Source organism: Flavobacterium sp. UGB4466 (genome assembly GCF_903469665.1).
Classification (GTDB): Bacteria; Bacteroidota; Bacteroidia; order Flavobacteriales; family Flavobacteriaceae; genus Flavobacterium; species Flavobacterium lipolyticum.
This window is the reverse complement of sequence record NZ_CAGKLC010000005.1, coordinates 26105-39608: the sequence shown is the minus strand read 5'-3', so window position 1 is coordinate 39608 and position 13504 is coordinate 26105. Positions and strand designations below refer to the sequence as shown.

13 protein-coding genes are annotated in these 13504 nt (G+C 34.9%); 2 read left to right on the top strand and 11 right to left on the bottom strand.

What is annotated here, in order from left to right; all coding sequences use genetic code 11:
- Nucleotides 1-12: 12 nt before the first annotated feature.
- Complete coding sequence (locus JO950_RS02565) at nt 13-1212, bottom strand: FtsX-like permease family protein (protein ID WP_202700940.1); 1200 nt, start codon at nt 1210-1212, stop codon at nt 13-15.
- A 1-nt stretch (nt 1213) separates the two neighbouring features.
- A complete protein-coding gene (gene rbfA / locus JO950_RS02560) occupies nt 1214-1606 on the bottom strand; it encodes a 30S ribosome-binding factor RbfA (protein ID WP_017496883.1) in 393 nt (130 codons plus the stop codon).
- 260 nt (nt 1607-1866) lie between these two features.
- Here rbfA and JO950_RS02555 point away from each other — a divergent pair, with 260 nt between their 5' ends.
- Nucleotides 1867-2256: a CBS domain-containing protein gene (locus JO950_RS02555; RefSeq protein ID WP_370528111.1), complete on the top strand. Its 390-nt coding sequence runs from the start codon at nt 1867-1869 to the stop codon at nt 2254-2256.
- Nucleotides 2257-2769: 513 nt separating this feature from the next.
- On the opposite strand, the gene JO950_RS02550 is transcribed toward JO950_RS02555, so the two are convergent.
- The 7 genes from JO950_RS02550 to JO950_RS02520 all read right to left on the bottom strand — a co-directional run bounded on the left by JO950_RS02550 (nt 2770) and on the right by JO950_RS02520 (nt 10059).
- Nucleotides 2770-4023, bottom strand: a complete 1254-nt coding sequence (locus JO950_RS02550) for a murein hydrolase activator EnvC (protein WP_202700938.1) — start codon at nt 4021-4023, stop codon at nt 2770-2772.
- A gap of 23 nt (nt 4024-4046) precedes the next feature.
- Nucleotides 4047-4832, bottom strand: coding sequence for a DUF4292 domain-containing protein (locus JO950_RS02545; protein ID WP_017496879.1), 786 nt, complete (start codon nt 4830-4832; stop codon nt 4047-4049).
- A gap of 138 nt (nt 4833-4970) precedes the next feature.
- On the bottom strand, nt 4971-6323 hold the full coding sequence (locus JO950_RS02540; protein ID WP_202700936.1) for a lipopolysaccharide assembly protein LapB: 1353 nt from the start codon (nt 6321-6323) through the stop codon (nt 4971-4973).
- 49 nt (nt 6324-6372) lie between these two features.
- Nucleotides 6373-7389 carry a sugar phosphate nucleotidyltransferase gene (locus JO950_RS02535; protein ID WP_202700924.1) on the bottom strand — a complete coding sequence of 339 codons (1017 nt, stop codon included), beginning with the start codon at nt 7387-7389 and terminating at the stop codon, nt 6373-6375.
- Nucleotides 7390-7594: 205 nt separating this feature from the next.
- Nucleotides 7595-8029, bottom strand: a complete 435-nt coding sequence (gene dut / locus JO950_RS02530; RefSeq protein ID WP_202700922.1) for a dUTP diphosphatase — start codon at nt 8027-8029, stop codon at nt 7595-7597.
- Between the two features lie 28 nt (nt 8030-8057).
- Nucleotides 8058-9518 carry a lipopolysaccharide biosynthesis protein gene (locus tag JO950_RS02525; RefSeq protein ID WP_202700920.1) on the bottom strand — a complete coding sequence of 487 codons (1461 nt, stop codon included), beginning with the start codon at nt 9516-9518 and terminating at the stop codon, nt 8058-8060.
- 94 nt (nt 9519-9612) lie between these two features.
- Nucleotides 9613-10059, bottom strand: a complete 447-nt coding sequence (locus JO950_RS02520; protein ID WP_202700918.1) for an N-acetyltransferase — start codon at nt 10057-10059, stop codon at nt 9613-9615.
- A 394-nt stretch (nt 10060-10453) separates the two neighbouring features.
- Here JO950_RS02520 and JO950_RS02515 point away from each other — a divergent pair, with 394 nt between their 5' ends.
- Nucleotides 10454-10786, top strand: a complete 333-nt coding sequence (locus tag JO950_RS02515) for a hypothetical protein (RefSeq protein ID WP_202700917.1) — start codon at nt 10454-10456, stop codon at nt 10784-10786.
- 162 nt (nt 10787-10948) lie between these two features.
- Here JO950_RS02515 and atpG read toward each other — a convergent pair whose 3' ends face one another.
- Nucleotides 10949-11809: an ATP synthase F1 subunit gamma gene (atpG, locus tag JO950_RS02510; RefSeq protein ID WP_202700916.1), complete on the bottom strand. Its 861-nt coding sequence runs from the start codon at nt 11807-11809 to the stop codon at nt 10949-10951.
- Nucleotides 11810-11898: 89 nt separating this feature from the next.
- Nucleotides 11899-13476, bottom strand: coding sequence for a F0F1 ATP synthase subunit alpha (atpA, locus tag JO950_RS02505; RefSeq protein WP_202700915.1), 1578 nt, complete (start codon nt 13474-13476; stop codon nt 11899-11901).
- Nucleotides 13477-13504 lie beyond the last annotated feature (28 nt).

Below are 13504 nucleotides of genomic sequence, written 5' to 3'. Positions count from 1 at the left end.
CTGGTAGAAATACTAATCAAGAAGCTTTTTACTCACACGGCTGCTGGCAATTAAAGAAGCCACAAAACCAAGTGATACAATAGTTGCCATCACAATAAGTACATTTTCTAAAGTAAAAACGACCGGATAGGCCAAAGTGGGTGTCAGCATAATCAGATTGTATTCTTGTTGAAGCAATACTAAAATGATGCCCAGAACAAGACCAATTATACCTCCAAAAACACTTAACAAGGTTCCCTGAAGCAGGAATATTTTGCGTAAACTGGTGATTTCTGTTCCCAGATTAAAAAGCGTTTTCAGATTGTGCTTCTTCTCTAAAATCATCATAATTAAAGCACCCACTAAATTAAAAAGGGCTACGATAATTACTAGTGTAAAGATCAGGTACACTACAATGTTTTCGGTATTGAGCATCTTATACAAAGATTCGTTAAGCTGTGCTCTGTTTTTTATAGTGATTTTATTTTTGAATATCTTTTCAAGCTGAGATCTGATCGCAGTTTCATTGGCGTTTTCTTTCAGATTGAATTCTATTCCGGAAATCTGGTTTGTTTTATACAGCAGTAATTCCTGCGTCAGACCCAAATCTGCAAAAACATATTTTGAATCTAAATCTTCACTGATGGAGTAAATTGCAACTGGTAAAACGTCTGTTTTATTAAACGCTTCTTCCGGATTTTCGATCGCTCCTTTTCCTGGTTTAGGTGCAAATATCTGTAAAGGATTTTCGAAATCAAGAATTCCTAACGAAAAATCACGAGCAATTCCATAACCAATGACCACCTGATAGGTATCCGGTTTTAGCCATTCTCCGTTAAAAAGTTTTTTCCTGATATCGTTAACAACAATATAGTTTTTGTCAACGCCTTTTAAGTAGGTTACCAGCTGTTTGTCTTTAAACAAAAACAAAACCCGTTCTTCGATAATCTTACTGTAGGAAGCAATTCCATCAATGTTTTTAAGCTGAGTTTCCTGATCCGGCGTTACAAAAAATGATTTTCCGTAAGTGCTGCTTATTTTCAGATCAGGATCTATTTCGTTGGTGAACGAAAGACTGAAAACCTTTAGTCCGCTAAAAACGGACAAAACCACAAACAAAGCCATCGTTCCAACAATAATTCCCATGCTGGCAATACGATTGATGATATTGATAGCATTGTTTTTACTTCTGCTAAAAATATAACGTTTGGCTATGTAAAGGGGGAAATTCAATTTATGATTTTCTTCTTTTTTCTAAAAGATCACGGTTTTCAATTGGGTTCTCTCTGTTAGATAATGCATTATCAATCTTTTCGATATAATCTAAAGAGTCATCAATAAAAAACACCAGGTTGGGTACACGACGCAATTGCAAACGCACGCGTTGTGACAAATCGTGTTTGATTAAAGTTGTATTTGACTTTATGCCTTCTAAAGTTTCTTGGGCTTTATCCTGAGGAAAGATGCTTAAATAAACTGTCGCTACCGATAAATCTGTAGTAACACTAACTTTGGATACTGAAATTACTAAATTAGTGATTCCGTTTTTTCGCACTTCACCTTGCAAAATATCAACCAAATCTTTTTGGATGACACCGCCTATTTTTTTCTGTCTGTTTGTTTCCATACTGCAAAAATACTATTTTTAAATTTCAATCGGTGCAATTTCAAATGAACAATAGGATGATTTTTGTATTCTCGTTCACTTTCTTTCAAAAATAACTCACCTTTTAAAGAAAATTCAGCCAGTACTCTACTTGTTTCAACATTTTGAGAAGTTGTAAAACATGATAAAGGTCATTTGTTTTATGTGGATTATTTCACAATTTTAATAGAAATAATACAACACTTCCTATTATGAAAAAGAGAGAACCTATCAGTCATATTATGACTAAAAGCGTCATTACTGCAAGTGAAAGTGACGACCTTAAAAAAATCGTTGAACTTATAAAACATCACTCTATCCGACATATCCCAATCGTCAGAGGCAAAGAAGTAATTGGTATCATAAGCCGCACGGATATTAATCGCCTAACTTTTGGTGCTTTGTTCGAAGGACAGGAGGAAGCTGACGAAGCTATTTTAGAAATGCTCAGTATTTCTCAAATCATGACTTCAAAGCCAAAAACCGTTTCATCCGATACCAGTATTCGGGATTTAGCTCAAATTTTAGTTATGGAGGAATTTCACGCACTTCCTGTTGTCGACAATGGCAAACTTAGCGGCATTGTAACGACAACAGATGTTATGAAATATTTACTTGAACAATACGATTAACTTTAAATAAAAAAAACTTTTCACCAGTCTATTTCCGGTGAAAAGGTTTTTCTATTTAAGTCCTGAATCAACTTTAATATTGTACTGTTTTAGAAACTTTTTAAAAAGGGACTACTACTTTTTTTAAAACTGCTCCAGTGGAGCAAAATAGGTATAGTAATTTTAATTTCACGGTATCAAAAAGCTCCAGGGGAGCGGAATGTAAATCTTTTAACCCCTCCCTTTTTATACCAAATTTTCCGCAATCCAGTCATTTTGACAAGCAAAAAAATCTTCGCTGCGATTATACAATTTTGCCAAATTTTATCCTGATAATAGAAACAACAACCTCTGACATAGCGCTCCGCTGGAGCTCATTTGTCGTGCTTGATAATTGTGCTATACCTATTAGGCTCCTCTGGAGCCCAATTCGGAATTCATCTGTGGCATCTACGGCCATTTTCAAAATTATATTTATCTAGATTAATAGAAGTAACGGATAGTCGAAAATTTAAAAGTTCCCATTCAATACTATTATCTGTTTTGCAACCATCCCTCCGGATTGTTATTCGATGTATTTTGAAGAATCAAAAACTTAATGATGGTTTTTCCGGTGTCACCACTGGTTCTCACTTTTCCTATACTTTGTTTTACATTTACTTTATCACCTTTCTCCACAAAAACCTGACTAAGGTTTTGATAAACGGTAAAATAATCTCCATGCTGAATCATAACAGCTCTGTTGATTGGAGACAAAACAATTACACTCGATACTACTCCTTCAAATACGGCACGGGCACTTGCTCCTTGTTCTGTTGTAATCTCAACTCCTGAATTATGCACCGTTAATGTCGGATAAAGAGGGTGAGGCTGATCACCATATCCTAATGAAATAAATCCTTTTTCTACCGGCCATGGTAATTTTCCTCTGTTGGCTTTAAAATCGGCAGCTAAAATTTTTCCTTCCGGAGTCAATGCAATTTTAGACGAGGAAACCGGAGTTTTAGATGCTGTCGAACCAGGATTTTCTTTTGCTCTTTCCAGGGCAGCTTTTCTGTTGGCTTCTGCAATGGCTTCACGGATCAAACGATCAATTTGTCTGTCGATTCTTTTGGCTTCCTGCTGTTTGCTTCTCGTATCGGCAATAATTTTGTTCTTGTCCTTTTTAATCGAATTAACTAGTTTTTGCTGCTCTTTCTTTTCCGTTTCTAAACTTTGTTTTTCTTTTTCATTTTCAGCAATAATCTTCTTCTTCACAATACGCTGACCGTTCAGTCTCGCATTATAGTCTTCCAGCTGTGCCGTTTTGGATTGAATTTCCAATCCCTGGTTTTTTCTGAAATTGGTATATTGTTTTAAATATTGTGCTCTTTTATAAGCTTGTAAAAAGCTCTCTGAAGATAAAATAAACATAGCTCTGCTTTGCTCAGATCGGCTTTTGTATGATTTAAGAATCATTTTTGAATAATCTGCCTTTAATACTTCCAATTCTTTTTTAAGTTTATTAACCTTAACCTGATTAATATACATGTCATTACTCAAAAGTTTTTCCTGCTTTGCAGTAGTATTAATCAGCTTTTCTTTCAGCTTGATTTTATTGGACTGAATTAAATAAACATTTACTGCCGATTTTTCTTTTTTCTTTACCGATTGCAGCATCTTTTCATTATCTCTAATTTCCTGCTGAATCTGAGCTTTACGCTGTTCCAGTTTTTCTTGTTGCGAATCTTGTGCCCACATAAAAGTAGTGGCACATATAAAAATTAGGCTTAGGAGAAATTTTGGCATGTTTATATTTTCTTTTTGCAAATTTACTTAATTATAACTTTCTTATAACCACTTGGCACACTGTAAGGAAAAGAAAGTTCTTCGTTAAACGAAATCGTATTGTAATTTAAACTAATATTTGTTTTTCCTTTTGGCTGAATTGCACTGATTTCAATACTTGTTGGAAGTATTCCCTGATTGAAAACCTTACTGTCGGCATAGGAAATCTGCAGGAATCTGTTTTCTGATGGCTGCGAGATCTCTTCTTTTTGCAACAGGTATTTTTCAGGATCCAAATAGAATGATTTTTTCAGATTAGAATCTTTTTCATCTTCTAAACGAAAAAGATTATCTACTATCGTTTGTGCATATTTCCCTTTTCTCAAATCATCTAAAGCTTCACCAACCAATAGGTTCTGAACTTTACTGTAATCCAGTTCTGTTCCCAGCCATTTACTTAGACTTGTAAAATCGCCTTCGTAGTAGGTACCGTTTATTTTTTCGTAGTAGCTTACTGCTGTTGGCGTAATCAAAGCTTTTGCCATAGTAATACCCAGGAAACGAACACTTACTAAAATTTGTTTGTCTTTTTCAATTTTAATCTCGGCGGTAACATTCTGACTTTGTTTATCGTCAACATATCGTGCACCGGCTTTTACGTACAGCGTTGAAAAATCTAACTTATTGTTATAGTGATTCTCTATTACTTTTTTTTCTTCTTTTGGCGTAATTTCTTTTACTTCGCTGGTATTGTTCTGCACGGCAACCGCCTTTGATTTACAGGAAATCATAAAAACGGATAATACCGCTATCGCTATATATTTTTTCATTTACCGCCTTTTTTAATTTTGAATCTGGACAAATCAAAATCTGTTTAATTGTTTATAGTGTTGTTTCAGGTTGCCGAAAATAAAAATCAAGATCTTAGCATATAAGCACATCCCCCTCTTTCCTCTATTTTCTTTCCTCTATTTTTTCTTTTTCAATAATTCATTTGCCTTCAAAAAGTATTCCTCTTTTTTCTTTGCATCTCCCAATCCATTGTAAGCCTCTCCCAACTGAATATTAAAATTTGCCTCCAGTGTTTTGTCCTCTACCACATAATCGAGTCCTATTTCTAAAACGGTTTTTGCATTTTTAAATTGCTTTAACTGATTATTTCCTAAACCGGCGTAGTAATAAAACTGCGGCTGACTTGGATAAACCTCAATCATGCTCATTGCTCTTTTTGTCATTGGCTCAAACTGTTTCATCTGAGCATACGCTTCAAGCAAAAGCAAATTAGTTTCACGGTCTGTCTCTGAATTGGCTTTTAAATCTTTTTCATAATATTTAATCGCATTTTCAAACTGACCTTTACTGTGATAGAATTTTCCAATTTCTTTGGCCACATCCACATTAGGATCGTTATCGAAATAGGAAATGGCTTTCTCTAAATCTGACGCATACTGTGGATTTTTGTTTGTATAGATCAAAAACTCATTTAAGGTACGATGTTTTATTTTGGAATCAATTTTTGAACTTCCCAAAATTACATTCATTGCCTTAATCGCTTTATCAGCCTGATTGGAATCCAGATACCCTTTAAACAAACTTACCTGCGCCCATTCTGAAGTTGGAATTTCCTTTGCCAGCTGTTTTGCAACATTTAGCGCCTTATCTGTTTCTTCTGATTTTGAATATAAAAAAATCAGATTTACATAATTTGATTCTTCTTTTGGATGCTGCTTTATCTGCTCAATCAAGTTATCAATTTCTGCATTTTGATATTTCCCCTGAGATAAGATTTGCAATCTATAGCGATCACGATCTTCTGATTTCCCATACTTATCATTCATTTCATTGATCGCCACCAACGCTTTATCAAACTGATTGGTGATCATATACAGCGAAATCAAATCATCTTTGTACTCTTCATCAAAAACCATTATTTTCTGAATGGTTTCAATCGCCAAAGGATAATTTTTGGTTTCAAAACTTACATCATAAATTCCCAGCCAATACCATTTGTTTTTAGGATCAAGTTGAGTCGCTTTTTCAAAAGAATCCTGCGCGCTTCGATAATCTTTTAAGGACAGATAATTTTTCCCGAGTTCAAAATAAGCCACCGCATCATTGGGTTTTAGTTTGATACACTTTTGTAATGAAGTGACGGCCTTATCATAATTTTCAATTCCTTTTTGTTTCAACGATTCATAAAAAGCATCCTGATACTCATCGGTTGCCACAGCAATATCTTCCGGCTCTGTTTGAGCCATAACCGAAATGGGATTGCCAAGCAAAACGAAAAATAAAATCGCGATAACTCCTTTTTGTATCATTTATTAAAATTTATTTTTAAACAAAAACGAATCTATTCCAACTGATAATCTATTCTAAAACTGAATAATCTCCGATGCTAACACTGCTAAACTTACCATCATAAACCACATGATTTCCAATCATTGCATTGTCAAGCTGTGCATTTTTTATTTGAGAATAAGTTTGTATTAAACTGTTGCTAATTGTACTGTCTGTAACGTGACAACCTTTACCAATGGATACATTTGGACCAACTGTTGTGTTTTTCAACACTACATTTTCGCCAATATAACACGGTGGAATGATAGTTGAGTTTTCCAATTTCACATCGTAATCTACTAAATGCTCCCCATCATTGTGTAAAAACCCTAACATCCTTGAATTTGTTTCAACAGTAACATCCTTATTTCCGCAATCCATCCATTCATCCACACTTCCGGTTTTAAACACTTTACCGTTTGCCATCATGGCTTTAATTCCGTCGTTGATCTGATATTCTCCACCATTTTGAATATTATTATCCAAAACTCCCTGAAGTTCCTTTTTCAAATCACCTACTTCTTTAAAATAATAGATTCCAATAACTGCTAAGTCACTAACAAATTCTTTTGGTTTTTCTACTAATTCTATAATTTCATTATTAGTATTTAATTTTACGACACCAAATGCTTCCGGCTGATCCACTTGTTTCACCCAAATAACAGCATCGGCAGAAGGATCTAATTCAAAATCGGCTCTGATCAAAGTATCTGCATAAGCAATTACTGCCGGACCTGATAAAGATTCTTTGGCACACATAATCGCGTGTCCAGTCCCTAAAGGTAAATCCTGACGGTAGATGGAAGCTTTGGCTCCTAAACTTCCTGCCAATTCTTCTAAACTTGCTACAAGATCATCACCAAAAAAAGCAGGATCTCCTAAAATAAAAGCAACCTCTTCAATAGGTTCTTTTAGTATTTTGGCAATGTCTTCCACCAATCGGTGCACGATCGATTTACCTGCAACCGGAATTAATGGTTTTGGAACTGTTAAAGTATGTGGTCTAAGTCTTGATCCACGACCCGCCATTGGAACGATTATCTTCATTTCTTTTTATTTATTTTAATGGAAAGGTTTAAAAAACCCTCTTAGTTTGGTTCTTAATTTTAATCGTAAAGGTTATTTATACTGTAAGTTAAAACTTTTTTACCGCAAAGTTCGCAAAGCTTTTTCGCAAAGATTCCTAAGTTTTTTCATTTCATTTTTAAGATCGCAATCTATTAAAACTGATTACTGCGACCGTGACTGAAAACTATTTTACTCCTGTACTTCCAAATCCGCCTTCTCCTCTTGACGTTTCAGAAAGCTCGTTCACTTCTATCCATTCTGCTCTTTCGTGTTTTGCAATGATAAGTTGTGCGATTCGCTCTCCATTTTCAATGACAAATTCTTCGTTGGATAAATTTACTAAAATTACGCCTATTTCGCCTCTATAATCTGCATCGACAGTTCCGGGAGAGTTTAAAACGGTTACTCCTTTTTTCGCCGCCAGTCCGCTTCTTGGTCGTACTTGTGCCTCATAACCAATAGGCAACTCTATAAAAAGTCCGGTTTTTACAATGGTTCTTTCTAAGGGTTTTAACGTAATAGCTTCTGTTAAATTGGCACGTAAATCCATTCCTGCCGAAGCGATCGTTTCATAGTTCGGTAAAGCGTGCTGTGATTTATTGATAATTTGTATTTTCATTTTTATTTTAAAAGATTAAAAAGTACCCTTACTTTTTATTCATAATTCCTTTGATTGTTTGTTTTTCGTTATGATAAACAAAATAGACAAAGCCCAAAAACAAAGGGATTCCAACAAAATAATTTTCTCTGAATCCGTAAAAAGAGATAGCCGAAAATACAATTGAAATTCCTAAGTAAGCTCCAATTTTGTTCATATCATAAGGGATGGGATAGTATCTGTTTCCTAAAATATAAGAAATCAGCATCATACTTCCGTACGCTGAAATAGTCGCAATTGCAGAACCGTAGTAACTGTACTTTGGAATTAAAACATAGTTTAAAATCAAAGTCACGATGGCTCCCACAATCGAGATATAAGCTCCAATTTGTGTTTTGTCTGTTAGTTTATACCAAACCGATAAGTTGTTGTAAATCCCTAAAAAGAAGTTTGCCAAAATGATTAACGGCACCACTTTCATGGCCTCCCAATACGATTTATTATCTAGCAATAAATATTTTAAAACGTCTGCAAATACAATAACACCTAATAAAATCAATGATCCTAAAATCACGAAGTATTTTGTAATTACGGCATAGGTCTGAGGTGCATTTTCGTTTTTCGCATGACTGAAAAAGAAGGGTTCAATCCCGAGTCTGAAGGCCGTTGCAAATAAAACCATGAACAACCCTAATTTATAACAGGCTGAATACGCTCCAACTTCAGATTTTGCAAGATTCTCCGGCAACAGATATCCCAGCAAAATTTTATCAAAATGTTCGTTAACTGCGAAAGCAAGTCCTGCCACTAAAATAGGCAAACCATATCTCATCATTTTCTTCCAAAGTACCGGATCAAATTTTCGTCCAAGTGAAAGATAGTTTGGTGAAAGCACGATGAACGTCGCTAAACTCGCCAATAGATTGGCAATAAAAATATAAGCAATCTGAAAGTTTTCGACATACAAATTATCCCAAACAGAATTAGGGTTTGATGCTGCCAGTTTAGGAAGGTACATCAGGAAAAATATGTTCAGTAACAGATTGATTATAACATTACCAATTTTAATCGCCGCATAAACCATAGGCCGCTGATTGGCTCTTAACTTAGAAAAAGGAATTAAAACCAAAGCATCTAAAACCAGGATCCATACGGTGTAGGTGATGTACTGCACATCTACTTCGGCCAAAGTTGCCAATGTATTTCTAAAAATTAAAGCTGCAAATAAGAAAATTATCGACGACCAAAATATTGAAATTGTAGAAGTAGCTATTACATTTTTCTTGTCGTCTTCGGCACTGTAAAACCTAAAAAATGCCGTCTCCATTCCGTACGAAAGTACCACATTAAAGAAAACCATCCAGGACAAAACAATCGAAACTTCACCGTATTCTGCAGTTGGTAAAATACCGGTATACAATCTGACTAACAGAAAACTCAGCATTCGCGGCAAAACCGTCGCTAGTCCATAAATAGCCGTTTGTTTGAATAGATTTTTATATAATCCCAAAATATATGTGTGTAATAAAATTTATAAAACAAAAATAACCAATTCTTTGGTTTATTATTGATTTTGCGCTTCAATAAAAGAACTTGCCGGAATTTTAGTGAGTTAATTTTTTTTCGTCTAAAATTTTAACAAAATGAAAACCTCTTGGTCCGTACCCCTGATTGTAATAGAAACGGTGCGCAGCAAAATTTCCGGTAAATGCATCCAGAACGATACTGCTGCAATCTAAATCAATTGCTTTTTGTTCGATATAATCCGTTAGCAATTTTCCAATTCCTTTTGATCTAACGTCCGGATTTACGACAAAATTGTCTATCTCAAGATATTTCCCTGTCCATAGTTTTGTAGCCGACCAGCAACCGGTAATCCCTAAACAAACACCCTCTTCAAAAACACCGATCTGGATATAATTATGAGGAACCATTTCTGAAAGATAGGCCGTGTACTTTTCAACTGAAAGATTTGGATAAAGAAATCGCATGGTATCAATCTGATCCACCATTTCTTTGATTGTCGTGAGTTCTTTTATTTGTAGTTTCATTGTTTAAAAAAATAGATTTCAAAAATACTTATTTTTTCGTTGTCGCTTATATAATTCTCAACCCGATATAGAAATACACGAATAACCGCTAATCTGCTTCCGGACAATGCTTTTAGACAGTCTTTCTTTTATTTCAAATTTTTTCTAGCATCCAATATGATCAAAAACCGTCATTTTAGGACTAACAACTGAAAATAACTTTAATTCTCATTGTCACACTAAAATGTTACAGTTAATCTTCATTTTACTAAGAAAGTCTTTGTTTTTGTTTAAGATTATTCTTACTTTTGCAAAAATCTTAGGACAAGGATACCTATTTTCTGTTACTTGTCTAGTATATATAACATAAGTACATTACTGGCTCACCGGACTTACTTTAAAAAAAATAAAAACCATGATAACAAACATTGATGTAACAGATTTTACTCCGACATCTGAAAGAATAGGGTCAACAATTACCATATTTGCGCCCCCTCAGGAAGTTCCTCCAAATTCTCTTAGAGTTCTTAATGCTATGTTTTATCCCGTAGCAGAAGGACAGCGTCATCAGCGTCCTGCAACTGCACATATAATAGATCATGAAAAGTATACAAAATTATCAATACAGCCTTCAAAATATCTTGAAGGAGGGAAGCAATATTGCTTTATTATTAGTTTGGTAAATGAACAAACAGGTGATAAGTATAATTTTCGCAGTCCGGCAGGTAAACATTTTAACCTGCTTTAAAAATGCATTTATGGCTCAAAAAACCAAGTAAAAGCGGTAGATTTCGGATAGCTATATATTTTTAAAACCAAAATAGGCCTTTTTCAAAAGTACTTGAATAAAAAAAAGAGTTTAAATCTAAGACTCAAACTCCTTTTATATTTTAAAAATATCTTAAATAAGCTATCCGTTCAAAGCTTCCGCTCCACCAACGATTTCTAAGATCTCGTTAGTAATAGCAGCCTGACGTGCTTTATTGTAAGTTAATTTCAATTGGTTTCTTAATTCAGTTGCGTTGTCAGTTGCTTTGTGCATTGCTGTCATACGTGCTCCGTGTTCTGAAGCAAATGAATCGCGGATTCCTTTATATAATTGTGTTTTCAATGATTTCGGAATCAAAGTCAACACGATTTCTTCTTTTGAAGGTTCAAAAATGTAATCTCCTGTAGAAACTGCAGCATCAGATTTAATTGGCGCTAACGGTAAAAACTGTTCTGTCTGAACAATTTGAGTCGCAGCATTTTTAAACTGATTGTAGATCAATTCGATTCTGTCGTACTCTCCAGTAAGGAATTTCTCTGTTAAACTATCAGCAATTCCGGCAACATTTTCAAAAGTTAAATGATCAAAAATTGCATTATGATGACCGTGTACTTTATGCGTTTTGCTTAAAACATCATTTCCTTTTTTACCAATAGCAAAAACGTCAACTTGTTTTCCTGCGTAAAATTCGGTACGATTCTTAACCTCTTTAATTACGTTAGAATTGAATGCACCACATAAACCTCTGTTTGAAGTTATGGCTACAAGCAATACTTTTTTTACTTCACGTTGAGTAGTGTAATCACCTCCAACTTCACCATCAAGTGTAGCGGAAAGATTTTGCAACAACTCCGTTAATTTCTCGGCATAAGGGCGCATCGCAGTGATTGCATCTTGTGCTTTCTTAAGCTTTGCAGCAGAAACCATTTTCATAGCCGATGTAATCTGCATCGTCGATGAAACGGAAGTAATTCTATTACGGATTTCCTTTAAATTTGCCATCTATTAATTAGAAAATGTGACAATTTGCAAATTAGATAATTAGAAAAATGCGGAACATTCACTAATTATCTAATTGCCTAATTATCTAATTAATTATATTTTGCTGAAATTTCTTTTGCTGCTTTTTCGATAACATCAGTAATGTTGTCATCTAACTTACCAGCTTTTAACGCGTTAAGCGTATCTTTATGTTTGCTGTTTAAGTAAGCTAAGAACTCAGCTTCATATTCTTTTACTTTATTTACAGGTACGTTTCTTAATAAGTTTTTAGAACCTGCATAAATAATAGCTACTTGATTTTCAACAGGATAAGGATCATTTAAACCTTGTTTTAAGATTTCAACGTTTCTTTTTCCTTTTTCAATTACGTTTAAAGTAACTGAATCTAAGTCAGAACCAAATTTAGCGAAAGCTTCTAATTCACGGAATTGAGCTTGATCTAATTTTAAAGTTCCTGAAACTTTTTTCATTGATTTAATCTGAGCATTACCTCCAACACGAGATACAGAGATACCTACGTTGATCGCAGGACGAACTCCAGAGTTGAACAAATCTCCATCAAGGAAAATCTGACCATCTGTAATCGAAATTACGTTTGTTGGGATATATGCAGAAACGTCACCAGCCTGAGTTTCGATAATTGGTAATGCCGTTAACGAACCACCACCTTTTACGATAGACTTGATAGAATCTGGTAAATCGTTCATGTTTTTAGCAATTCCATCATCAGCAATTACTTTACAAGCACGCTCTAATAAACGAGAGTGTAAGTAGAAAACGTCTCCAGGGTAAGCCTCACGTCCCGGTGGTCTTCTTAATAAAAGAGAAACCTCACGGTAAGCAACAGCTTGTTTAGATAAATCGTCATAAACAATTAAAGCCGGACGACCTGAATCTCTAAAATACTCTCCAATTGCAGCACCTGCGAAAGGAGCATAAACTTGCATTGGAGCTGGATCAGAAGCATTAGCTGCAACAATAACTGTATAAGCCATTGCACCTTTTTCTTCTAACATTTTAGCAATTCCTGCTACAGTTGAAGCTTTTTGCCCAATTGCAACATATATACAGAATACAGGTTTTCCTGCATCGTAAAATTCTTTTTGATTTAAGATTGTATCGATACAAACAGTTGATTTACCTGTTTGACGGTCACCAATTACAAGCTCACGTTGTCCACGACCAACCGGGATCATAGCATCAACTGCTTTTACTCCTGTTTGTAATGGCTCCGTTACCGGCTGACGGAAGATAACACCAGGTGCTTTTCTTTCTAAAGGCATTTCGTATAAGTCTCCACCAATTGGTCCTTTTCCATCAATTGGAAAACCAAGAGTGTTTACTACACGTCCTACCATTTGCTCACCTACTTTAAGAGAAGCAATACGTTGCGTTCTTTTTGCTGTTGATCCTTCTTTGATTCCAGTTGATGGTCCTAAAAGTACCACACCAACGTTGTCTTCTTCAAGGTTCAATACAATAGCTTCAAGTCCGTTGTCAAATTCAACCAACTCACCATATTGTACATTCGATAGCCCGTAAATACGAGCAATACCGTCTCCAACTTGAAGTACTGTTCCTACTTCCTCTAGCGTAGCACCAGATTCAAAACCTTCTACTTGCTTTCTTAATATTGCTGAAATTTCAGCAGGTTTGATTTCCGCCATCTTAATTTATAATTTAGACACTTTTATG